We start from the raw sequence: 22,909 nt of genomic DNA, 5'->3' as shown, positions 1-22,909 counted from the left end.
GCCGCGCCCGCGGTTGTGGTGCCCGGCGTGCAGCGCGGGGCTCGTCCAGACGCCGGCGCGGCGCTCCCCCTCGGGTCGCTCTTACCCGTAGTGGTGTGTTCCCGGCGTTGCGAGGAAGGTGCGGCCGTCCGGGAGGGCTACTTCGGCTTCGGTGCCGGGTGGGACGGTGACCGTTAGGGCGAACCGGCCGTCTTCGATGCGCCAGGCGGATGTGATCGTGCCGTATGGGGAGTCGAACTGGGCTTCGGCCCAGGTCAGTCCGCCGCCCGGCGTGGGGGCGATCTGGAATCGGCGGTAGCCCGCGGTGTGCGGGTCGGGGTCGGCGGGTGGACGGATTCCGGCGATGCGGGTGTGGAGGAAGGAGATGACGGCGCCCTTGCTGTAGTGGTTGAGGGACGCGTGTGGGCGCCCGTTCTCGTCGATGCCGTTCCAGTCCTCCCAGATGGTGGTGGCGCCCCGGTTGATCATGGTGAGCCAGGACGGTTCGGTGTCCTGGAAGAGGAGTTCGTAGGCGACGTCCAGGCGCCCGGCGTCGGCGAGCACGGGCAGCAGGTACGGCGTGGCCAGGAATCCCGTGCCCAGGTGTGTGCCCGCCTCGCGGATGAGGCCGACGAGCCGGTCTGCGGCGGCTGCGCGTTGGCTCTCCGGCACCAGTTCGAAGGCGAGCGCCCGTACGTAGGTCGCTTGTGTGTGAGGTGTCAATGTCCCGTCTGCGGTGATGAACTCGGCGCGCCAAGCGGCCAGTACGTTGTCGGCGAGGAGCTGGAACCGCTCGGCGTCCTGGTGATGCCCTGTCAGTTCCGAGATGCGGGCCAGCAGGGATGCGGAGCGGTACAGGTATGCGGTGGCGACCGCGCCTTGGTCGGCGGTGCGGAAGTCGTCGTCCACGGCGCCAGGTTCGGTCCATTCGCCCCAGTGAAAGCCCGCGTCCCACAGGAACTGCTCGTGGGGTGCGGGGGCGGGCCGGGCGGCTGCGCGGTCTGGGTGGCGCCGGGTGCGGGCGCGTTCGGCGGCGAAGCCGACCCAGCGGACCATCATCGGCCGAAATTCGATGAGTGCGTCGAGGTCGCCGTAGACGCGGTACAGCTCCCAGGGAACGATGACCGAGGCGTCGCCCCATGCGGAGGAGCCCGCGAACATCTCCAGGATTTCGGCGGGAAGGTGTTGGACGGCGCGGCCGCCGGGGTCGGGGGCGAAGTTGCTGAGGCAGCCGTCGTCCCATTGGTCCGCGGCAAGGTCGCGCAGCCACTTGACCGAGAATCCGGCGACGTCGTACAGGAAGGCGGCGGTGGGGATGTAGAGCATCCAGTCGCCGGTCCAGCCGGCGCGTTCGCGTTGGGGGCAGTCGGTGGGGATGTCGCACGCGTTGCCGCGGAAGCTCCACACCGCGATGTCGTGGAGCCGATTGATCCGGTCGTCGCTGCAGGCGAAGTGCCCGGTGCGACGCAGGTCGGTGTGCACGACGACGCCGGTCACGTCGTCCGTGGCGAGCGCGCGTTGGGCGCCTTCGACGCGTACGTACCGGAAGCCGTGGGTGGTGTGCCGCGGCTCGAACACCTCGTCGTCGCCGCCTGCCGAGACGACCCGATCCACCTGCCCCGCGGGCAGCGGCTCGGCGGTCAGGAACTCCTGGCCGCGCAGATGATCAGTCGTCACATCGCCGTCGACGCCGAGTGCTTCGCCGTGCGTGAGGGTCAGCTCATCCCCTGCGGGGACCGCAGCCCGGACCCATCCGTTGATGTTCTGGCCGAGGTCGACGATCTGAGCGCCGGTCTCCAGCATCCTCACCGACGCCGCGCGCAGTTCCTCCACGCGCCGCACGGGGGGTGCGGGGGAGTCGGTGAGGCGAGCCCACTCGCCGTACAGCCCCTCGGTCACGACCGTCGCCTTGGCCCACGACGACGCGTCGAACTCGGGCGCGGACCAGCCGGGGACGCGGCGCCGCAGGTCGTGGCTCTCGCCGTCCATCAGGTCCGCTGCCCGGATTTCGGCCGCGTAGGTGGTCCAGGAGCCGTCGGTGCCGATGACCGTGACCGAGCCGTCGTCGTGCACGGCGTGCAACTGGCAGAGCAGCGCGGTGTGTTCGCCGAAACTGTCGGCGATGCGCATCGCACCGGCGCGGCCGCGGAACCAACCGTCGGACAACACCGTGCCAAGCGTGTTGGCGCCCTCGGCGACCAGGTCGGTGACGTCGTACGTCTGGACCTGGAGCCGGTCGCGATAGGCGGTGTATCCGGGCGTCAGTTCCAGGTCGCCCACTCGGCATCCGTTGAGGAATGCCTCGTAGATTCCGTGCGCGGTCGCGTACAACCGGGCGAGGACGACCGGTGACGGCACGGTGAAGTCGCGGCGCAGCAGGTACGCGGGCCGCTGTCCTGCCGGGAGTGGCGCTCCGCCTTCGTCCGGTTCGATCCACTGCGCGACCCAGTCGTTCCGCTCCAGAAGCCCGGCCTCCCATGACGAGGGCGCGGACCACTCGCTCTCGCCCTGGTCGGTCCACACCTTGACCTGCCAGACGACCCGTTCGCCGGACCGCGTCGCGGGCCCGGCGTAGGGCACCAGGACGGACTGGTCCGAATCCACGCGGTCCGAATCCCACGCCTCGGTGCGTAGCCGATACGCGAACTGGCGTGACGCGCCGTCAGGCAGGCGCCACGACAGGCGAGGGCGCCGTACATGCAGTCCTAGTGGGGCGTCGAGGTGCTCGACGCGCAGACGACCGGGGCGGGTTGTGGAACGGGGAGTCGGCTCGATTGGGGTGTTGGGCACGAGGATCCTGCCTGCCGAGATGTCGAATTGGGGGGCGGCTTGGCCGTGGGCACGATGCGGCCATCTTCTGGACGGCGCCTCCTTTCGGCTGCACCGAGGTTGCGCGCGCTACCTTGCGCATCATAACCATGCTGACGACGACTCCCGCAGAGTATTCGCGTAACCGATACGCAAGTGGTTTGTAGGTGCCTCAGGCACGAGGCTGACCCCTCCCGCCTCGTGGGACTCCGCCATGACCGGGTTGGTGCGATCGACGTCCAATACCGCCGAGAGCGCCAGTCCGCGACAACGCTGCAGGTCAACGCGCGGACGCTCGCCGCCTTGAGGGCCGAGCGGCGCAAGCTTCGCGAAGAGCGTGTTCGGAGCGTGCCGGAAAAGCGGGCGCCGCATGGGTAGCGCGTGCAACCTATGGGGGCTACGCTCCACGCACTCCGATAGTCAACCCGCTCGACGCGTAAAGCCTGGGCAGTACTACGTCGTCTTTCCATCCCCTTCGCACTCGGTCGATTCCGATGCTCGACTCACCCGCCATGGTTCGGCGGTTGCGCGCCCCCGGCCGACAGGAACTCCCGGAAATGGCCCCGACATCGGCCGCCTTGCGTGCGTCCGGTGAGTAGGCCCCGCATCGCGCACCGATCAGAAAGGACCACCTCGTATGTTCGCACCGCAACGTGCCAGAGGGCGCGCGGCGATCGTGCTCGCCGCGGCCGCCGCGCTGATCGTGACCGGCTGCACCGCCGAGAAGAAGGACGCGCCGCCGAGCGCCTCCGGCGGACCTGCCGCGCCGCCCGCACCCAAGATCGCGCCGGGCGTGACCGCGGACACCATCAAGATCGGCATCACGTACCCGGACCTGGCCGGTGTCCGGCAGTTCGTCAACATCGACCATGGCGACTACGAGCTTGCGTACAACACCCTCATCAAGAAGATCAACGACGCAGGGGGCATCAACGGCCGCAAGATCGTCCCGGTCTACGGCAAGGTCAACCTGATCTCGCCGGCCGCCGCGCAGGAGACCTGCATCAAGCTCACCCAGGACGAGAAGGTCTTTGCGGTCCTTGGCAGCTTCAACGGCGATGAGCCGCTGTGCTACGTGCAGACCAACAAGACCGCCGTCATCGGCGGGCAGCTCACCGCCAAGCGTTACGCCACCGCCCAAGCCCCCTGGTTCGCCTATTACCGGGGCGGAGACGAACTCGCCGACGGCCTGAGCCTGGTGGCGAAGAACAACGAGTTGGCGGGCAAAAAGGTCGCGGTCATATCCAACATCTACGATCAGGCGGTAATGAAGGACACCGTCGTCCCTGCCCTGCAAAAACTGGGGGTCACCCCGGTGGAGACCGCCGTCCTCGACGCCCCCGCGCAGGACCCGGCCGCTGTGGGCCAGCAGACCGGCGTGTTCATCCAGAAGTTCCAGGCATCCGGCGCGGACACAGTCGTCCTGGTGGGCAGCATCGCCGCGTCGTTCCCCCCGGTCCTGGAACAGACCAAGTACCGCCCACGGTTGCTCTTCACCGACGTGGGCCCGGCCATGGGCTACACCAACGACAAAGCCAAGCACGACTTCAGCACATTGACCGACGCAGCTGCGGTCGGCTTCAACGGGCAATGGGACGCGGGAGGTTCAGCGCCCTGCATCGCCGCCGTCGAAGCGGCGGCCCCGGACCTCAAGGGCAAGATCGGTGACCCCGCCCTGCTGCCGAGCGGTTCCCCGACCCCGGGAGCGTCCCTCGGCGCCGCGTGCCAGAACCTGAACCTGTTCAAGGCCATCGCCGACAAGGCCGGCAAGGACCTCAACTACGAGACCTTCCAGAACGCCGGGTTCACCCTCGGCTCGCTGCCGATACCGGGCTTCGCCGACGCCGCCACGTACACCCGCGAAACCCCGCACGGCAACTTGCCGCCACGGCTGTGGAAGTACGACCCCGCAACCCAGAAGTTCGTCGTCGCGACCGGTTGACCTCCAGGGTGCGGCAGTTCCGCTCGAACCGCCGCAGGCGGGACTGCCGCATCCTGGCGCGCGGGCGCGGCTGCGCCGACGGTGATGGCAGGGAGAGCGAAGCGCCTTCGCGAACGCGAGGGCCTGGAAGAGGAATCCCGAGGCTGGACATTCTGTCTATTCATGAGCCATGGTGACTGGAGATTGACAAGCCTGCTGACCGGGTGAGGCCAGGCCCTGTGCCGAATCGAGGTCGGCCGATCACGCGCTCGGCATGGCACCAGCGCCCGGGAACCCCAAGAGGAGCAGCGCGATATGCAGAGGTTTGAAGGCCGCGTCGCGGTCGTCACCGGCGGTGCCAACGGCATCGGCCTCGGACTGGCAAAGCGGTTCCTGGCCGAAGGCATGCGCGTGGTCATCGCGGACAACGACGACGTGTCACTCAAGCGCGCCCAAGGAGAGCTCGAAGGCATCGGCGAGGTCCTGGGCGTCCGTACCGACGTCGCGGACGCCACCTCCGTCGCCGAGCTCCGGGACGCGGCGGTCGCCCGGTTCGGCGCGGTTCACGTGTTGTGCAACAACGCCGGGGTCGGCGGCCTCCAGCGGTTCGCCCGCACCACCTTGGCCACCTGGCAGTGGACACTCGGCGTCAACCTGCACGGCGTGGTCCACGGTTGCCACGCCTTCCTCCCGGTGCTCGCCGCCCAGGACGAGGCGCACATCGTCAACACCGCGTCGATGGCCGGGTTCGTCACCGGTCCCTACATGGGCCCGTACTTCGCGTCCAAGGCGGGCGTCGTCGCACTTTCGGAGTCGCTGGCCGCCGAATTCGCCACCGAGTACCCGCACATCGGTGTCTCGGTCCTGTGCCCCGCGTACACGGCCACCGACATCCGGCACGACGAACGCAACGCACCCGACGGCCACATCCCGCGCTCTCAGTCCGACCCCGACCTCGATGACCGCCGCGAGGCGACGTACCGCAACATCGAAGCGGGCATCTCCACCGCCGACACCGCCGAACTCGTCGTCCAGGCGATCACCGAGCGCCGGACGCACATCTTCCCCCACCCCGAATGGGTCGGCTACTTCCAACAGCGCGCCGCAGCCATCGCCGCCACGCTCGACTGACCCGACACGCAACCCCAGCCGACGGCGGGTTGATGCGCGGGAGACAAGAGCAACGAGAACGGACATGTTCGAACTGGACGGCAAGAGGGCACGGGTCACCGGGGCGGGCAAAACGTCGGCGCGGGTATCGCGCGCCTGGCACGCCAAGGGGGCCGCGGTGGCGGCCAACGGCTACCACGCCGACCGTGCCCGGCGCGTCGCGGACGAAATCACCGTGTTCGGCGGCCGGGCTCTGGCCGTTCCGTTCGATGTCGCCGAACTGTCCGCGGTCACCGACGGGTTCGCCGCGCCAGCCAGTGCGCTAGGCCCCACCGACGTTCTCGTCAACAACGCCGGAACCGGCGGCCCGAACGAACGCATGCAGCAGCATCCGTTCCGCGGCATGCCCACCGTTTACTGGCAGGCATCATCGACGTCAACCTCGTCGGTGTCCTCAACTGCTGGGTCGTGGCGTGGGAGCCTCTCGTGGGGGCCGTTGTCCAGGCGGCGGGCCACAGCCGGGCTGCCGGGTGGCATGGCCGTGGCCCGCCGCTGCTTCACTTGGCGTGGATGGTGAGCCTTGCCTCGTCGCAGTCGCCGGTTGTGGCGGTCACGGTGATTTCGCCGGGGCCGCTGGGGCGGATGACGGCGAGGGCGCGGCCTTCGTACGTGGTGTGCGTGTCCGCGGTGAACGGTTCGCGGGTCAGCGGGTTGGCGCTGCCGAGCCCTTGGAGGACGGCGGGGCCGGTGACCCGCACTGAGACCTGCCGGTCGCGGTCGCGGTAGACGTTGCCGTCGGCGTCGGTCAGAGTGAGCGTGACGTACGCGAGGTCGGTGTCGTCCGCGCGCAGCGTCGTGCGGTCGACGTCGGCCACGAGAGCGAGGGGTCCGGTGGCGGTGGCCAGGCGGTGGCGGCCTTGCTCGACCCCGTCCTTATAGGCCACCGCGGTCAGTTCGCCGGGGCGATAGGTGGTGTCGAACTCGGCGCGGAAGCGGTGAGCTTCCCCGGCGGGGGCCTTGCCGACGACTTCGCCGTTGCACAGTAGCTCGACCTCGTCGGCGTCGCTGTAGACCTCGACCTTCACCGGCGATCCGGCAGGGTGGTCCCAGGTCCAGCTCGACACCGTGTCCGTCCACGCCCACGGCCCGGAGACAGTCTCGCGTCCGTAGCCGGACGGGGGCTGCACCGCGATGTAGGGGGCGGTGCGCAGCCCGAAGACGATCTCCCGGTAGTACGAGGCCGGGCGCCGGTGGCCGGTGATGTCGATGTCCCCGGCCCGCGCGGTCAGCAGCAGGAACTGTGCGGGCGAGGTCTCGGGTGTGATCTGGTCGGCGTAGCCGACCATGCCGAGGCCCGGTTCGCCGAGGTAGTCCCAGCCGGTCCAGGTGAAGTCACCCAGCACGTGGCTGTTGTCCAGGACCAGGCGCCAGTTGGTGTCGATCCTTTTTGCCACCGTCTCGCTGCCGACGATGATCCGGTTGGGGAACAGCTCGCGGTCCAGTTCGTACCGGGAGTCCGCGTAGTTCATGCCGGCCACGTCCAGGACAGCGAACGCCTCCGCGGTGCGGGTGGTGACCATTTCGGACGCGCTGACGGTGTTCACCGCGTCGTCCATGGCGGCCATCATCGCGTTGAGGTTCGCGTGCTGCGCACCGGCCGGGGCGCCGTCGTTGACCATGGCGACGACGTCGTTCAGGAACGGCAGCATGAGGTTGACGCCGTTGGTGACGTAGCGGGTGTCGTCCAGGGCGCGGACCTTCTCCGCGAGGCGTCGGGCCCATGCCGCCCCGGAGGGGTTGCCGAGTTCGAGGATCTCGTTGCCGATCGAGTACATGATGACGCTGGGGTGGTTGGCGTCTTTGCGGACCATGGCCTCGAGGTCGCGTTCCCACCAGGTGGGGAAGTCCAGGCCGTAGTCGCCGTCGGTCTTGTTCTGCGTCCACATGTCGAATGCCTCGTCCATCACCAGCATGCCGAGGCGGTCGCAGGCATCGAGCATCGCCTTGCCGAGCGGGTTGTGGGCGCTGCGGATGGCGTTGAACCCGGCGTCCTTGAGTAGTTGCACGCGGCGTTCTTCCGCGCGGGCGATGGTCGCGGCGCCGATGACGCCGTTGTCGTGGTGGACGCACGCGCCGCGCAACTTGACCGGCTCGCCGTTGATCCGCAGTCCGTGGTCGACGTCCAGTCGCAGCGTGCGGATGCCGAAGACGGCCTGGTCCTGGTCGACGTCACCTGAACCGTCGCGCAGGGCAACGGTGGCTGTGTACAGGGTGGGGGTGTCGACGCTCCACAGTGCGGGACGCTTGACGTAGAGGCGCTGGCGGACCGTGGCCGGCTCTCCGGGGAAGACGGAGACGACGCTGCGGTCGGTGGCCGCAACGGCGCCCGCGGCGTCGCGGATCTCCGTGACGACGTCGACGGTCGTCCGGGTCGGGCCGTCGTGCTCGACGAGCGTGGTGACGAGGACGACGGCCTGGTCCGTGTCGACATCCGGGGTCGTGACCCGGACGCCGTCCAAGGGTATGCGCGTCATATTGCCGACTGCCAGGTGCACGTCACGGTAAATCCCGGCGCCGCTGTACCAGCGCGAGTCGTGATGGGTGCGGCACTCGACGCGGACTTCGTTGTCCTCGCCGTAGCGTAGGAAGTTGTCCACGGGAACCACGAACGCCGAGTATCCGAAAGGTCGTTGCCCGGCGAACTCGTCGTTGATGTAGACCATCGCGCCGCGGTAGACGCCCTCGAACTCGATCGCGACCCGCTTGTCGCGGTAGTCCTCGGGCACGTGGAACGTTTTGCGGTACTCGTAGGCCCCTTCGGGAAAGAACCCCAAGGTCGCGGTGCCGCCGGGATTCCGCTCGCGGCCGAGCATCGCGTCGTGCGGAAGCGTGACCTCCACGTATGGGGCCGGAGGTCCCATGAACTCTGCGAACGGTCCCGACCTCGGCCGGACCTCCCAGCCCCGGTTGAAGGCACTGCGAATCATGCGCTTCCTTCCTGCGTGGCAAACGAAAGAGGCTCACCTCGGCTGCAGCTCGCCCGCCGCGCCATCGACGAGTCGATGGCGCGCGTCGGTGTCTGGCGTTTGCGGTCAGGTGATGCCTTCATAGGTGAACCAGTCGAAGGCGGCGGTGCCTTCGACGGCGTACATGCCGATCACGCGGCCGGTGAAGCCGGTGGCGACCTCGGTGGACAGGAACCGTCCGTCGAGGTTGGCCAGCGCGGCGAAGCCGTCCCCCGACTCGAAGCCGAGGGTGATCTCGTCGGGATTCCACAGGGCCGTTTCGGTGTCGGTGTCGATGCCCAGGACCACCGGTCCGTCGGGCTTCGGAGCCCGCGCGACGATGGACGCCAGCGGCCCGATCCGTGCGCGGACGATGATCTCCGCTGCGCGTACGGCCACTTCGTAGTGGAAGTGTTCGTCCATGCGGATGCTCAGTCCCGCCTCGGCGCAGCCGTCGGCGTCGACCAGGGCACGTGTCCGGCACCGATGGTGCTGTTGGCGGCGGCCGACGAAGACCGGTTCCTCATGGTCCATGGTCGCGGCAGTGCCGGTGACGGTGAGCCGGCCGGGACTCGAGGTGAGGGAGAGGGCGGCCTCTAGAGGGCGGCGGACGGTGAGCCAGCGCGGGTGCAGGGCGGTGGCGTCGAAGTCGTCGCGGACCGGAGAACCGCCAGGTTCGGCTGGTGCGCCGGTTGCTGCGGGCGGTGCGGAAGCCAGGTGCGCGTCGACCGGGCCGATGACCGGCCAGCCGTCGTCGTCCCAGGTGACCGAGGTCAGGAAGGTCTCCCGGCCGAGTACGTGGAATCCGGGCGTGAGACCACGGGGGCGTACGCCCAGCAGCAACATCCACCAGCTGCCGTCCGGGGCCTCGACCAGGTCGGCGTGGCCGGTGTTCTGGATGGGGTGGTCGGTGCTGCGGTGGGACAGGACCGGGTTCGCCGGGCAGGGTTCCCACGGGCCTTGCGGTGACGGTCCACGGGCGATGGACACCGCGTGCCCCCGCTCGGTACCGCCTTCGGCGAGGAGCAGATACCACCAGTCGCCACGGCGGAACAGGTGCGGCGCCTCCGGGAATTGCAGGCCCGTACCGGACCAGGTGGGATAGGGACCTTCGAGGATCTTGCCGGTGGCGTCGTCAATGCGGCACTGGTTGATCCCGGCGTAGGTGACCCAGCAGTTCCCCTCGTCATCCCAGGCGAGGTCCGGGTCGATGTTGTCGATGTCCACGGTTACCGGCTCCGACCACGGACCTGCCGGATCCTCCGCGGTCACGAAGAAGGTATGCATGCCGGCCATGGTGCTGTTCGTGGTGATGAGCCAGAACCGGCCGTCGTGATGGCGCAGCGTCGGAGCGCAAATGCCCAGCGACGACCAGCCGCGGGTGGCGGAGAGGTCGAGCTGGGAGCGGCGGTCGAGTGCGTTGCCGATCTGCGTCCAGTTCACCAGGTCGGTCGACCGGAAGACCGGGACGCCCGGGAAGTACGAGAAGGACGAGGCGGCGAGGAAGTACTCCGGGCCGACCCGGCACACACTCGGATCAGGATGGAACCCCGGAATGACCGGGTTCATGGGACCGGTGGCCCGTTCTGACGGCATAGACAGGCTCCTGAAGGGTGGATCGAGCTCCCGGCCCTTTTTTAGTGTATTGACTAAACTATTAGCAAGAGGTGGAGCGCGGCGCCCCATGCCACGTTGCTGGCCGCGCGGCCCGGGCACCGACGATCGCCGCAGCCGTCGTCCACGAATGGGATGACGTCAGTACCCGATCGCGGTCGGCGCCTGCTGTCGGTGTGAACCCATGCTCAATGGTTGCGCGTGCTACCTAGCATGGGTAGCCTGTCGTCAAGTAGCGCGCGCTACTATATTTCCCGCGCGTTCGGGACGAGAAAGCCAGGGAAAGCGATGAGGTTACGCGCCGAGCTTCGTCGGTCCGGCTCAGAACACCATGTCGGCAGCCGCCGAAAGTGACGCAATCCCCGGCGGTACGAACGCCCACCTCGCTTCATCAACAGGAATCGCCACCGGGCATCGCCGGCGAAGGGGCAAGTTGGTGTCCGAGCCGGGAACATCCGTGGCGCGCGGTGTCTCGTTGGCTGTGCCGAGGCGCCGAACACAAACACACAGCGGCGCGTTCGAAGCCGGGCCGCCGGCGAACGACAAGGGAGACAACCGTCCATGACTCGAACGTTCCCGCAGGGCTTCCTCTGGGGTGCGTCGACCGCCGCGCACCAGATCGAGGGCAACAACATCAACAATGACTGGTGGCAGCTCGAACACGCCGCGGCGGACTACGGCGTGCAGTTCAGCGGCGACGCGCTCGACAGCTACCACCGGTACGAAGAAGACATGTCCCTGCTGGCCGAAGCGGGCCTGAACGCCTATCGCTTCAGCATCGAGTGGTCACGGATCGAACCAAGCCCCGGGAAGTTCTCGCGCGCCGAACTCGCCCACTACCGCCGCATGATCGAGACCGCGCGGCGGCTGGGACTGACCCCGGTGGTCACCCTCCACCACTTCACCCACCCCATCTGGTTCGGGGACAACGGGGGTTGGTTGGCGGAGGACGCGCCCGCGGTCTTCACTCGCTACGTCGAGCAGGCGTGCGGCATCCTCGACGGCGTCGAATGGGTCTGCACGATCAACGAGCCCAACATCGTGGCGGTGAACCACGGCCAACTGCGCCGGGTGGCCGAGGGCAAGGAGTACCAGTTGATCGGTGCTCTTCCCGACGCCGAAATCGGTGAAGCCCTCATCGCCGCGCATCGCGCCGTCGCGCCGCTGGTCCGCCAACGGACCGGCGCGAAGGTCGGCTGGACGGTGGCCAACCAGGCCCTGGTGCCCGCACCCGGGAGGGAGGCCAAGCACGCCGAAGTGCAGCGGCTGTGGGAGGACATGTACCTGGAGCCGGCGCGTGACGACGATTTCGTCGGCGTGCAGTCCTACACCAGCCAACTGGTCGACGGCGACGGTGTCGTGCCGCATCCGGAGCACCCCGACAACACCTTGATGGGTTGGGCGTACCGGCCCGATGCCCTGGGGATCGCGCTGCGGCACACCCATGACGTCGTCGGTGACGTCCCGATCATCGTCAGCGAAAACGGCATCGCCACCGCCGACGACGAGCGGCGCATCGCGTACACGTCGGAGGCGTTGGCCGGCATGTACGACGCGATGCAGAGCGGCATCCACGTGCGTGGCTATCTGCACTGGAGTTTGCTGGACAACTTCGAATGGGGGCGCTGGGAGCCGACGTTCGGGCTCGTGGCGGTCGACCGGACGACGTTTGAACGGCACCCCAAGCCGAGCCTCGCGTGGCTGGGAAAGACCGCCCAGGCGAACGCCATTTGAGCCGAGGAGGGGGCGCCGCCGGATATTCGGCGCCCCTCCTGCGGCTGTGTCTCCACGCACCTACTACCGGGTGGGCAGATGGGTGAAGCGGTATTGCGTGGACGAGCAGTGGGCCTGGCCTGGTCGCAGTACGGTCGAGGGGTATGCGGGCCGGTTCGGCGAGTCGGGAAACCGCTGGGTCTCCAGACACACGGCTGCGTGTCGGCCGAAGGGGGCGCCGAGCGCGTTGGCAGTGTAGATCTGGAGCCCAGGTTCGGTCGTCCAAGTCTCCAGAACACGCCCGGACTCAGGGGCGTGCAGGAGCGCCGCGCGACGCAAGCCGACGCCGCCGCGCAGGACGAGGCAGTGGTCAAGGCCGTTCACCGCCGCGACTTGGGGATGGTCGGATCGCACGCGGTCGCCGAGCGAGACGGCGGCTGCCGGGCCTTCGGTGGCCGCGGGGGGCGTGAAGTCGAACGGTGTCCCTCGGACACTGGCGGCGTCGCCGTACGGGATTCCTCCCGGGTCGATCGGCAGGAACGCGTCGGCGTCCACGCCGAGCCGGTGACCGAGTACGTCGCCTGCCGACGACTGGCCTTCGAGATTCCAGTAGGCGTGCTGGGTGAGGTTGACGACGGTCGGGCGGTCGGTCGTGGCGCGATAGTCGACCGCCAGCGTGCCGTCGGTGTCGAGACTGTAGGTCACTTCGACGTCGAGCGCGCCGGGGAAGCCCATGTCCATATGCGGACTTCGCAGTCGCAACCGGACACCCGCCCGCTCGCCGTCGGCGAAGCCCACGCCTGCCCACACCCGCCGGTGGAAGCCGTCCATGCCACCGTGCAGCGTGTGCCCGCGATCATTGGTCGGCAGCTCATACGTAACGCCGTCGAGCACGAACCGCCCGTGCGCGATGCGGTTCGCGTAGCGGCCGACGACCGCGCCCAGGTACGCGTCGTCCGCCGCGTAGTCCGGCACGCCGGGCAGCCCGAGCACGACGTCCTCGTATCGTCCGGCGAGATCGGGTACCTGGCACGACTGAAGAATCGCCCCGTAGGACAGGACCGCCGCTTCAACTCCAGAGGACGGCGAGGAAATCGACCAGCGATGTACAGGGGTGCCATCTGGAGTGGTACCGAAGGATTTCTGACGTACCGTCGGGGCAGTTGCGGGGAAGGTCTCGTACGTACGCGCGTTGCTCCCGGCGGTGCCTGCCGGTTGCGCGGGAGATCCGCCTTGCTCCGGGCGGCTCATGCTGAGACCGCCGGACCGCTCGTCCCGGGCGCTTCCGTTGCCGGTCCGGTCGTTCGCTTGCCGAGCGGTACGCGGTGTGCGCCTTCGGTCGGCGTGACGGTGAAGACGGCAGGCTCCGCGAGGCGGTGCCGCTCGGCGGCCGATGTGACGGCACGGGCCACGAGAGCGCGTTGGCCGACGTCGACGAGCGCGATGACCGAGCCTCCGAATCCGCCGCCGATCATGCGCGCCCCGTGGGCGCCCGCCGCGAGCGCCGCCTCGGCGGCCACGTCGAGTTCGGGTGCGCTCACCTCGTAGTCGTCCCGCAAGGAGCAATGCGACCGAGTGAGATACAGGCCGATGCCGCGCGGATCCTCGCCTCGTTCCAGGAGCGCCATTACGTCGAGCACACGCGCGTTCTCGGTGACCACGTGTCGGACACGACGCGCGGTGACCGGGTCGAGGGTCGCGAATGCACGCGGCAGGTCGTCCTCGGTGAGGTCGCGCAACGCCGGGACGCCGAGCGCCGCACACGCTTGCGCGCAACTACGGCGCCGCAGCGCGTACTCCCCGTCCACGAGTCGGTGGGGCGCGCGGGTGTCGATGACGACGAGTTCCAGACCGAACGAGCCCACGTCAAAAGGCACATGGCGCGTGGCCATGGTCCGGGTGTCAAGGAACAGCGCGTGCCGCGCACGTGACAGCAGCGCGGCGGACTGGTCCATCACTCCGCAGGGCATCCCGACGAAGTCGTTCTCGGCGGCTCTGGCCACATCCACCAAGGTCAATCGGTCGAGCCCGAGGCCGAGCAGGTCGTCGACCGCCGCCGCGACCGCGCACTCCAGGGCGGCCGACGAAGAGAGGCCGGCACCCTGTGGGACGGTGCCGTCGACGTGGATGTCCAACCCACCGACGGCCAGCCCACGCCTTCGCATCTCCCAGACCACACCCGCCGCGTACGCGGCGCCCCCGTGTACAGCGCCCGGTACGAGGACGTCGAGCGGCACCACAGCCGGTTCGCCGCCGAGCTGCGCCGAGGCGATGCGCAGCAACTGGTCGGACCTGCGTGCGACGCTTGCGGTGACGCCGAACGGAATTGCCGCAGGCAGCACGAAACCGTCGTTGTAGTCGGTGTGTTCGCCGATGACGTTGACGCGGCCGGGGGCATGCCAAGCCGCTTCGGCGGGGCGGCCGAAGAACTGTGCGAAGCCGGCTCCTGCTGTGATCGCATTGGCTGACATGGCGTCGTTCGCGGGGCCGTTCACGGTGCCTCCGGGCGTTGCGTCGCGGCGCCCCGGGCATGCGAGGAACCGTGGAACAGCCAGGCGTCGGTGATGACGGTCGTCAGGTCGGGGTGCTGTGGCTTCCAGCCCAGTCGCTCGTGCGCGCGGTCCGAGGACGCAACCAGGACTGCCGGGTCACCGGCTCGACGCGGTGCTTCCAGCGCGGGAATCGGGTGCCCGGTGACCCGCCGGGCGGTGTCGACGACCTCGCGTACCGAGAACCCGATGCCGTTGCCGAGGTTGCAGACCAGGTGTTCGCCCGGCGTGGCGGCAGTCAGCGCCAGCAGGTGTGCGCGTGCGAGGTCCTCGACGTGGATGTAGTCCCGCACGCATGTGCCGTCGTCGGTAGGCCAGTCGGTCCCGAATACCGACACGGCCTCACGGTGGCCCTGTGCCACCTCCAGGACCAGCGGGATCAGATGCGTTTCCCGCTCGTGCCGTTCACCGAGTCCCCGGTACGCGCCCGCGACATTGAAGTAGCGCAGTGACACCCCGCCGAACCCATAGGCTCGCGCGTACGTTTCGATCATCAGGTCGACCGCGAGCTTCGACGCCCCGTACGGGTTCGTCGGCCGTGTCACCGCGTCCTCGACAATCGGCACAGCCTGCGGATCCCCGTATACGGCCGCCGTCGACGAGAACACGAACCGCGATACTCCGTGGCTGCGAACGGCGTCCAGCAGCGCCAAGGACCCGCCGACGTTGGCGCGCCAGTACGAAGCGGGATCGCCCACCGACTCGCCGACCAACGACTTTGCGGCGAAGTGCAGTACGCCGTCGTAGGCGGTCTCGGCGAGCACCCGGCCCGCCTCGGTGACGTCTCCCGCGACGAACCCTGCGCCCGCCGGGACCGCGTCGCGGTGTCCGGTGGACAGATCGTCCAGCACCGTCACTTCGTGTCCGGCCTCGAGCAGCACTGCGGTGGTCACCGAGCCGACGTAGCCGGCTCCGCCGGTCACCAGGAGCCTCATGCGGAGGACACCGCCTCGCGGAGCATCGCGGCGGCTCTTTCCGGCGCGATGTCGTTGACGAAGACGTCCATGCCGGACTCCGATCCCGCGAGGTACTTGAGCTTGCCCGGGGCGCGCCGGGACGAGAACAGTTCGAGGTGGAGCCGGGCCAGCTCCCGGTCGACCCGCACGGGCGCCTGGTGCCAGGCGGCGATGTAGGGCATGGGGACGCCGTAGACGGCGTCGAGGCGGCGCAGCACGTCGAGGTAGACGCGGGCGAAGTCGTCGCGTTCGGCGTCGTCGAGCGCGGGGAGGTCAGGGACGTGCCGGTTCGGGTACAGGTGCACCTCGAACGGCCAGCGCGCGGCCGTCGGCACGAAGGCGGTCCAGTGCTCGGTTGCGGCGACGATCCGCTCGCCAGAGGCCGTCTCGGCCTCCAGGATCTCGACGTAGAGGTCCCGGCCGGTGCGCGCCCAGTGTGCGCGGATGTTGCCGAGGACGGCCCGGGTACGCGGGGTGACGAACGGGTAGCCGTAGATTTGGCCGTGCGGGTGAGCCAGCGTGACGCCGATCTCGGCACCACGGTTTTCGAACACGAACACCTGCTCGACGTCCGGGAGTTCGGTGAGCGCGGCGGTGCGTTCGGCCCAGGCGTCCACGACGGTGCGAACCCGTTCGGAGGTCAGGTCGGCGAACGACGCGGTGTGGTCGCTCGTGAAGCAGACCACCTCGCACCGACCGCGCCCGGCTCGGCGACCCGGCTGTTCCGGAAAGTCGGCGACGTCCGAGGTAAACGAGGGGAAACGGTTCTCGAAGACCGTGACGTCGTACGCGAACGCCGGTATCTCGGTCGCCCGGTCGGCCGTGGACGGGCACAGCGGGCACTGGTCGTCGCTGGGCAGGTGGGTGCGGCTCTGCCGGTGCGCGGCGATGACCACCCATTCGTCGCGCAGTGCGTCGTACCGCAGTTCGGAAGCCGTGTGCACGTTTGGCAGGTCACGCCGATCGGCCGGCACACCTTCGGGCGGAGCGGCCTTGTCGAAGTAGTAGAAGAGTTCCCGGCCGTCCGCCAGACGGGCATCGATACGTTCCATGTCGCTTCCCTGGGTCTTCCTTGAGTACCTGCGTCCGGCTCGTCGGTACGGCAGTTCCCACCACGCCTGCCGCTTCGTCGTTCCGTCCACTTCGGCCGCCGCTCCGCGAACTGGGCGGCGAAGACACACCCTGTGTAGGGCGAGAGGCGGGCCCGGACGAGGCGGGTCGGCACCCGGCCCTCACACGGCAGCTCGGGCCTGCACGCGCCAGGGTTCCGGACCGGGCGGGCCGCGTAGACGTGCCCTGTGACCCATGGCAGTGACCCGCCCCCGAAGAGCCGTGCCGAAAGTAGCGCGCGCTACCCCGGCGCACATTACCTACGCCAGGCAGCGCGCGCAAGTGTCGGGACGGCTTCGACAGAGCCCACGGAAGCACGGCCTTGCGCGCCCCTCGGATGCCGCCAGACGCACGCGGTATCCCGGGTCCAGGTAAATAGTAGATGCCATACGCTAAATTGTCGGCGTCTGAAGGCGGTCGTCCTGCGAGCCCGGGCCGACCGTGGTGGATTCGAGCGTTGGGATACGTGCCATGCCGCTGGACGGAACGTACGAGCCGAGCACGCAGAAATGGGTCCGCGATCAGGTGGCCGCGTACGAGGAATCCGGCGGCGTCGAGGGGACGACATTCCGGGGTATGCCCGTCGTGGTACTGACCACCCGGGGGGCGAGGAGCGGCGTACTCCGCAAGACCCCGGTGATGCGCGTCGAGCGCGAGGGCAAGTACGCCGTGGTCGCATCCCAGGGAGGTGCTCCCACCCACCCGCAGTGGTACCACAATCTGTCGGCCGATCCGCGGGTGGAACTTCAGGACGGGCCGCGGCGCCAGGACATGGTCGCCCGACAGGTGACCGGCGACGAGAAGCTGGCGTGGTGGGTGCTGGCGGTCCAGGCGTATCCGGACTACGCGGAGTACCAGGAGAAGACCGACCGCGACATTCCCGTCCTCGTGCTGGAGCCCGTGCCCGATGGCCACTGATGCGACGACCCACGCTGACACGCGGCTCGGCACGCGTCCGAGTGCTCGATCAAGTTGCTTGTGACCTCTAGGAGTTGACCGTGCGGTTGAGTACCACCCTGAAGTTCGCCGGCGACGCGGGCGCACTGCTTGGCAGGGCTGTGGACTTCGAGGAAGCCGGGGTCGACGCGATATGGGTGACCGAGTCCTACGGGTTCGATTCGGTGGCCGTCCTCGGTGCGATTGCGGCGCGGACGAAGCGGGTCCAGGTGGGCCCGGGCGTGCTGAACGTTTTCTCCCGGGCCCCGGCCCTGCTGGCACAAACGGCGGCGGGTCTGGACGCGGCCTCGGCGGGTCGTGCGGTGCTCGGGTTGGGCACGTCAGGACCCCAGGTCGTCGAAGGTTGGCACGGACTGGCCTATGACCGACCGCTCGCGCGCACGCGGGATGTGGTGGAGATCTGCCGGGCCGTGTGGCGTCGCGAAGTGGTGGTCCACAGCGGCGCCACCACGCGTGTGCCTCTTGGACCGCAGCAGGGGATCGGCCTCGCGAAGCCCTTGAAGATGCTCACCCGTCCGGTGCGCGACCGCATCCCCGTGTACCTGGCCGCGCTCGGGCCGAAGAACGTCGAACTCACCGCCGAGGTCGCCGACGGCTGGCTCACGTTCCTCTTCGCGCCCGAGCGGATGCCGGAGGTGTGGGGCAAGTCGATGGACGCCGGACTGGCCCGCCGCCCGGCAGAGTTGGGACGGCTGGACATCGTCGCCGGCGGTGTGCTCGCCATCGGTGAGGACCACGCGGCCCTGCGGGACCTCGCCCGTCCTATGACCGCTCTGTATGTCGGCGGTATGGGCGCACGCGGTCAGAACTTCTACCACGCGCTCGTCTCCCGCTACGGCTTCGCCGACGCCGCCGACCGCATTCAGGACTTCTACCTCACCGGCCGCCGCGCCGAGGCCGAAGCCGCCGTCCCCGACGAACTCATCGACCTCATCCACCTCGTCGGGCCCGCCGACCATGTGGCGGGCCGTATCGAGGCCTACCGCAAGGCGGGCGTCACCACTCTCGATGTCACGCCGCAAGGCGCAGATCCCGTGGGAGACGTCCGCACTGTACGCGCCCTTCTTGACGCCGCAACCGACTGACCGCATCCTGCGCGTCGACCGCACGCGGCGGCATCCATGGGTCGGCGAGTTTCAGCGCCGCATGCCGATGCGGTCGAAGAGCACCAGTCCGTCGTTGTACGCCTGGACGCCTGTCACGGCCGGGGCGAAGACGACGGTGCTGGCGGCCTCTTGGTAGACCCAGAAGGGCACATCCTCGTTGAGTCGGACCTGCACCCGGGTGTAGGCGACACGGCGGGTATCGGAGTCGGTGGCGAGGCGGCCTGCGGTCATCGCGGCAGTCACGTCAGCGTTCGAGTAGCCGCTTATGTTGGTGGGGCTGCCGGGGCGTAGGAAGTCGTAGAGCACCGGCTCCGGGTCGGTCATCCACATGCCGGAGACGGCCATGTCGAAGTCGTCGGACAGCAGGCGTCGGATGAGTGTGGGGGTGTCGACATCCTCGATCTGCATCTGCACGCCGGGAAAGCGTTGGACCTGCTGCTGGGTGTAAGAGGCCTGAGAGTCCTGACCTCCGCCCACGAGGAGGAAGGAGAAGCGGAAGGGACGGGTGCCGCCGGCGGTGATCGTGTCGAACGCCGCGCGGGCGGCCTCGGGATCGTTCTCGCGCGGCATGAGCTGATTGCTGGCGAGAGGTGACGTGCTGTCGAACACCCCACGGGCGGGGGTGCCCAGGCCCTGGAAGAAGCGGCGGTTCATCTCATCCGCGCTGAGGCTGTACACGACGGCTCGGCGGGCCGCGGGGTTGTCGAAGGGGGGCCTGCGGGTGTTGAAGACAAGCAGGAGGCCACCGCCGAGTTGGAGACGGACGACACCGAGCTCCAGATCGGCTGCTTCTTTCGCCTGTGCGGGGTCGCTGAACGAGACAAGGTCGGCATCCTTGGCCGCCACCATGCTCGGCGGGGTCGTTCCCGCCGCGGGCACGCGTATGTCGATCCCGTCGAGGTACGGGCGACCCGCCTGCCAATAGTTCGGATTTCTGCGCAGCGTCAGCCGTTGTCCGGGTACGCGTTCGGCGAGGACGAAGGGTCCTGCGCCGACAGGGTGCTCGCGAAGGGACGCCAGATCGGTGAGCGCACGCGGTGACGCGATATAAGCCAGGTTGTTCGCCACGGCACGATCGAAGTGCCGGTTCGGACTGGGAAGTTCGATGTCCAGGCGGAGGGGGTCGACGACGGTGAGCCGGAGTCCGGCGGCCACGACCGCTCCGGCGGATCCGGTTGCGGGATCCGCGTGAGCCTGCCAGTTCGCCTTGACGGCCGCGGCGTCTAACAACTGCCCGTCGGAAAACGTCACCCCTGTTCGGACTATGAGCGTCCACGTGCGGGCGTCGTGGTCGGGCGTGAGGGACTCGGCAATGTGCGGCCGAATGGTTCCTGTGGAGGGGTCCGACCAGACAAGGGGGTCATAGAGCGCGGAGAGTACGTTCCCGTAGGCGACGGCGTATGCGGGTGTGGTGAACGGGTCCAAAGACGGCGGATCAGCCGGAACCGACAGCTTGAGCACCCCTCCCTGCCGAGGAGTTGAAAGCGCGTCAGGCCCAGGCCGCGCGTCGGAACCGCAGGCTGTCGTGACGAGTAGAGCCGCGATGACGGCGAGGCCACGCAAGCGGTGGCCGCGTGGGGAAGGAAGCAAGGAACGGATCACGGTTCGCCTGCCAAGGACGGGTCGGGGGTCGACGCGTCGACAACTCCCGAACGAATGATTGATGCCGCGCGCGTCAAGGTCGACACACAGACCGGGATGGCTGCGACAGGTGCGCGGCCGGCGATGCCGACCACTCTGGGGGCCAGAGCTTAGTCGGGGCGGTCGGCATTGATTGCTTCAAGCTTTTAGTGTATGTATTACGAATTTTTTTCGGCCGCCAAGTGCGGGTGCGGGGCGGGCTGGATGGTTGGCGGTGAACCCGCGGAAAATCGACACGTGTCACCAGGGTCGGCGCCCTTGACTTGTCGAATCGACGGGCGCAACCTACTCCGTGAGTAGCACGCGCTACCGAAACATCTCGGTCGCGCCGGCACCGCAGGCGGCCCATGCGCTCGTGCGTCCGTGCACGTCAATGTCGCCGAACACGCGTACGTCCCCGTGCACTTCACGAGAACTGCCGGCCTTCAAGCCCGCACCTCCTGTTCCTGAACCGCCCGCTCCGTGCGACCCGCGGGGCGGTACGTCCTGTCGCACGAACCGGAACCGGATCATGAAGTTCCACTTCCTTGATCGCCTTTCGCCTCGCGATCCGGGCCGGCAACCAGCAAGGGAGAGGAACGCCATGACTGACCAAACCAGTGCCGCGAGCGACAGCGCCGCCGGACCAGGACGGCGGACGATACTCGGCGGCCTTGTCGGAGCGGCTGCCCTGACCGCACTTCAGTGGACACCGGCATTCCGCGTCGAGGCCGCCGATGCCGCGGTCCCGGCGCCGCCCGGACTCCCTTCGGGGATCACCGCGTACCTCCAGGGCTACCGCAACTGGTCCGGCGAGACGCGGGTCGACGACGTGTGGACCTGCGCCCCCGCGACGCCCGGCGACGTCGTCGCTCTCGCCAACTGGGCCCGCGCGCAAGGGTGGAAGCTGCGGGCGAAGGGCTTCAGCCACAACTGGTCTCCGTTGACGATCCAGCCGGGCGCCCCGACGAACGTCCTCCTGCTCGACACCACGCAGCACCTGAAGAGTGTCACCGTGAACGCAGGGAACCCCGCCAGTGTCACGGCACAGACCGGCGTGTCGATGATCGCCCTGCTGCAAGCGCTGGAGAACTCCGGGTACGGGGTCACGGCCACACCCGCCCCCGGAGACCTGAGCCTCGGCGGGGTGCTCGCCATCGACGGGCACGGCACCGCGGTGCCCAAGACCGGTGAAACCTTGACCCCCGGCCATACGTTCGGGACGCTGAGCAACCTGATCGTGTCACTGACAGCCGTGGTGTGGGATTCCGCGACGAGTCAGTACAAGTTGCGCACCTTCCAACGCAACGACCCGGCGATCGCACCACTCCTGGTCAACCTCGGCCGCGGCTTCGTCACCGAGGTGACCCTGCGCGTGGGCGCCAACAAGCGTCTCCGCTGCCAGAGTTGGATCAACATCAGCGCCACCGACATGTTCGCCCCGCCCGCGAGCGCCGGCAGCAACTCCTTCGCCTCGCACGTCAACCGCACCGGTCGCGTCGAGGCGATCTGGTTCCCGTTCACCGACAATCCGTGGCTCAAGGTCTGGTCCGTCGCTCCGGGCAAGCCGCTGTTCGCCAAGCAGGTCGACGCGCCGTACAACTACCCGTTCAGCGACTTCCTCTCCGAGGAGGCCGCCGACCTCCTCGGCCGAATCACCTCGGGCTCGGGCGACTTGACACCCACCTTCTGCCGGACGCAGAGCGGAGTGGTCAGTGCGGGGCTCATCGCCACGACGAGCTGGGACCTGTGGGGCTGGTCCAAGAACACCATGCTCTACGTCAAGCCCACCACGATGCGCGTGCACGCCAACGGGTACGCCGTGCTGACCAAGCGCGCCAACATCCAGAAGGTCGTCAGCGAGTTCTACACCTATTACAAGAGCGCTCTGGACGCGTACGCCGGCCAAGGCCGTTACCCCATGAACGGACCGCTCGAAATCCGCGTCACCGGCCTCGACAGCCCTGCCGACGCCCAGGTTTCCGGTGCCGTGCACCCCACCCTGTCCGCCGTCCGCACACGTGCGGATCATCCGGAGTGGGACGTCGCGGTGTGGCTCGATGTGCTCACCGTCCCCGGCACGCCGCACAGCCAGCGGTTCTACCGGGAGACCGAACAATGGGTGTTCGCGAACTACTCGGGCGCATACGCGCAGGTGCGCCCTGAGTGGTCGAAGGGCTGGGGCTACAGCGGCACCGCGGCGTGGGCCGACGCCACGATGCTGTCGACCACCGTGCCGAACCAATACCGAACCGGTCAATCCGCCGGCAACAACTGGGACAGCGCCGTCGCGCAGCTCAACCAGTACGACCCGCACAAGGTCTTCTCCAACGCGTTCCTCAACTCGCTGCTGGACTGATCGGCGGTCCCGAGACCACGGGGGAACTCGTCTCGCCGTCCAGTCCTGACGCGCCGCCGGGTCCGCCGACCCCGGTGGGCGGCCGCGGCGGCCCGGGTTGTC

General features: G+C 68.5%; 15 protein-coding genes. 7 read left to right on the top strand and 8 right to left on the bottom strand.

All coding sequences use genetic code 11. The features are described 5' to 3' along the window. Positions 1 to 81: 81 nt before the first annotated feature. Complete coding sequence (locus tag AB0C36_RS36040; protein WP_494410267.1) at positions 82 to 2,769, bottom strand: family 78 glycoside hydrolase catalytic domain; 2,688 nt, start codon at positions 2,767 to 2,769, stop codon at positions 82 to 84. 655 nt (positions 2,770 to 3,424) lie between these two features. Here AB0C36_RS36040 and AB0C36_RS36035 point away from each other — a divergent pair. The 3 genes from AB0C36_RS36035 (at position 3,425) to AB0C36_RS36025 (ending at position 6,395) form a co-directional block, all read left to right on the top strand. Continuing rightward, complete coding sequence (locus AB0C36_RS36035; protein ID WP_358362664.1) at positions 3,425 to 4,729, top strand: ABC transporter substrate-binding protein; 1,305 nt, start codon at positions 3,425 to 3,427, stop codon at positions 4,727 to 4,729. A 294-nt stretch (positions 4,730 to 5,023) separates the two neighbouring features. Then, positions 5,024 to 5,839, top strand: coding sequence for an SDR family NAD(P)-dependent oxidoreductase (locus tag AB0C36_RS36030; RefSeq protein WP_358362662.1), 816 nt, complete (start codon positions 5,024 to 5,026; stop codon positions 5,837 to 5,839). A gap of 64 nt (positions 5,840 to 5,903) precedes the next feature. After that, positions 5,904 to 6,395 (top strand): SDR family NAD(P)-dependent oxidoreductase, encoded by a 492-nt coding sequence (locus AB0C36_RS36025; RefSeq protein ID WP_358362660.1) that lies wholly within the window; start codon positions 5,904 to 5,906, stop codon positions 6,393 to 6,395. Here the strand turns inward: AB0C36_RS36025 and AB0C36_RS36020 are convergent. Both AB0C36_RS36020 and AB0C36_RS36015 read right to left on the bottom strand, forming a co-directional pair. Then, positions 6,376 to 8,805, bottom strand: coding sequence for a glycoside hydrolase family 2 TIM barrel-domain containing protein (locus AB0C36_RS36020; RefSeq protein ID WP_358362659.1), 2,430 nt, complete (start codon positions 8,803 to 8,805; stop codon positions 6,376 to 6,378). The genes AB0C36_RS36025 and AB0C36_RS36020 overlap by 20 nt on opposite strands. Positions 8,806 to 8,910: 105 nt before the next feature. Beyond that, positions 8,911 to 10,419 (bottom strand): glycoside hydrolase family 43 protein, encoded by a 1,509-nt coding sequence (locus AB0C36_RS36015; RefSeq protein WP_358362657.1) that lies wholly within the window; start codon positions 10,417 to 10,419, stop codon positions 8,911 to 8,913. Between the two features lie 579 nt (positions 10,420 to 10,998). On the opposite strand from AB0C36_RS36015, the gene AB0C36_RS36010 reads away from it, so the two are divergent. Continuing rightward, positions 10,999 to 12,171 carry a glycoside hydrolase family 1 protein gene (locus AB0C36_RS36010; RefSeq protein ID WP_358362655.1) on the top strand — a complete coding sequence of 391 codons (1,173 nt, stop codon included), beginning with the start codon at positions 10,999 to 11,001 and terminating at the stop codon, positions 12,169 to 12,171. 63 nt (positions 12,172 to 12,234) lie between these two features. Here the strand turns inward: AB0C36_RS36010 and AB0C36_RS36005 are convergent, their stop codons facing one another. From AB0C36_RS36005 to galT, 4 genes are read right to left on the bottom strand one after another with little or no spacing between them, the layout of a single operon-like run. Continuing rightward, the gene (locus AB0C36_RS36005; RefSeq protein WP_358362653.1) at positions 12,235 to 13,401 is read right to left on the bottom strand and encodes an aldose epimerase family protein; all 1,167 of its coding nucleotides are present in this window, start codon (positions 13,399 to 13,401) and stop codon (positions 12,235 to 12,237) included. Continuing rightward, a complete protein-coding gene (gene galK, locus AB0C36_RS36000; RefSeq protein ID WP_358362651.1) occupies positions 13,398 to 14,645 on the bottom strand; it encodes a galactokinase in 1,248 nt (415 codons plus the stop codon). Before galK ends, AB0C36_RS36005 begins: the two co-directional genes overlap by 4 nt. Then, positions 14,642 to 15,634 carry a UDP-glucose 4-epimerase GalE gene (gene galE, locus AB0C36_RS35995; protein ID WP_358362650.1) on the bottom strand — a complete coding sequence of 331 codons (993 nt, stop codon included), beginning with the start codon at positions 15,632 to 15,634 and terminating at the stop codon, positions 14,642 to 14,644. The genes galK and galE overlap by 4 nt, the downstream gene beginning before the upstream one ends. After that, on the bottom strand, positions 15,631 to 16,707 hold the full coding sequence (galT, locus tag AB0C36_RS35990; RefSeq protein WP_358362648.1) for a galactose-1-phosphate uridylyltransferase: 1,077 nt from the start codon (positions 16,705 to 16,707) through the stop codon (positions 15,631 to 15,633). The genes galE and galT overlap by 4 nt, the downstream gene beginning before the upstream one ends. Before the next feature lie 529 nt (positions 16,708 to 17,236). Here galT and AB0C36_RS35985 point away from each other — a divergent pair. Both AB0C36_RS35985 and AB0C36_RS35980 read left to right on the top strand, forming a co-directional pair. Continuing rightward, positions 17,237 to 17,683 carry a nitroreductase family deazaflavin-dependent oxidoreductase gene (locus AB0C36_RS35985; protein ID WP_358362646.1) on the top strand — a complete coding sequence of 149 codons (447 nt, stop codon included), beginning with the start codon at positions 17,237 to 17,239 and terminating at the stop codon, positions 17,681 to 17,683. 80 nt (positions 17,684 to 17,763) lie between these two features. Further along, positions 17,764 to 18,807, top strand: a complete 1,044-nt coding sequence (locus AB0C36_RS35980; protein WP_358362644.1) for an LLM class F420-dependent oxidoreductase — start codon at positions 17,764 to 17,766, stop codon at positions 18,805 to 18,807. 51 nt (positions 18,808 to 18,858) lie between these two features. Here the strand turns inward: AB0C36_RS35980 and AB0C36_RS35975 are convergent, their stop codons facing one another. Continuing rightward, a complete protein-coding gene (locus tag AB0C36_RS35975) occupies positions 18,859 to 20,289 on the bottom strand; it encodes an ABC transporter substrate-binding protein (RefSeq protein WP_358362643.1) in 1,431 nt (476 codons plus the stop codon). A 763-nt stretch (positions 20,290 to 21,052) separates the two neighbouring features. Here AB0C36_RS35975 and AB0C36_RS35970 point away from each other — a divergent pair. After that, positions 21,053 to 22,807 carry a cholesterol oxidase substrate-binding domain-containing protein gene (locus AB0C36_RS35970; RefSeq protein ID WP_358362641.1) on the top strand — a complete coding sequence of 585 codons (1,755 nt, stop codon included), beginning with the start codon at positions 21,053 to 21,055 and terminating at the stop codon, positions 22,805 to 22,807. Positions 22,808 to 22,909: the final 102 nt, after the last annotated feature.

The sequence above is a fragment of the Streptodolium elevatio genome (assembly GCF_040649515.1).
GTDB classification, from domain to species: Bacteria; Actinomycetota; Actinomycetes; order Streptomycetales; family Streptomycetaceae; genus Yinghuangia; species Yinghuangia elevatio.
Note: the sequence above shows the minus strand (reverse complement) of the source record. Positions and strands in the feature narration are given on the sequence as shown.

Bases quoted from the DNA above. Each gene is read 5' to 3' on its own strand.
- AB0C36_RS36005 (WP_358362653.1), bottom strand. From the start codon at position 13,401: ATGAGCCGCCCGGAGCAAGGCGGATCTCCCGCGCAACCGGCAGGCACC.
- AB0C36_RS36035 (WP_358362664.1), top strand. From the start codon at position 3,425: ATGTTCGCACCGCAACGTGCCAGAGGGCGCGCGGCGATCGTGCTCGCC.
- AB0C36_RS36020 (WP_358362659.1), bottom strand. From the start codon at position 8,805: ATGATTCGCAGTGCCTTCAACCGGGGCTGGGAGGTCCGGCCGAGGTCG.
- galE (WP_358362650.1), bottom strand. From the start codon at position 15,634: ATGAGGCTCCTGGTGACCGGCGGAGCCGGCTACGTCGGCTCGGTGACC.
- AB0C36_RS36030 (WP_358362662.1), top strand. From the start codon at position 5,024: ATGCAGAGGTTTGAAGGCCGCGTCGCGGTCGTCACCGGCGGTGCCAAC.
- galT (WP_358362648.1), bottom strand. From the start codon at position 16,707: ATGGAACGTATCGATGCCCGTCTGGCGGACGGCCGGGAACTCTTCTAC.
- AB0C36_RS35970 (WP_358362641.1), top strand. From the start codon at position 21,053: ATGACTGACCAAACCAGTGCCGCGAGCGACAGCGCCGCCGGACCAGGA.
- AB0C36_RS36015 (WP_358362657.1), bottom strand. From the start codon at position 10,419: ATGCCGTCAGAACGGGCCACCGGTCCCATGAACCCGGTCATTCCGGGG.
- AB0C36_RS36025 (WP_358362660.1), top strand. From the start codon at position 5,904: ATGTTCGAACTGGACGGCAAGAGGGCACGGGTCACCGGGGCGGGCAAA.
- AB0C36_RS35985 (WP_358362646.1), top strand. From the start codon at position 17,237: ATGCCGCTGGACGGAACGTACGAGCCGAGCACGCAGAAATGGGTCCGC.
- AB0C36_RS36010 (WP_358362655.1), top strand. From the start codon at position 10,999: ATGACTCGAACGTTCCCGCAGGGCTTCCTCTGGGGTGCGTCGACCGCC.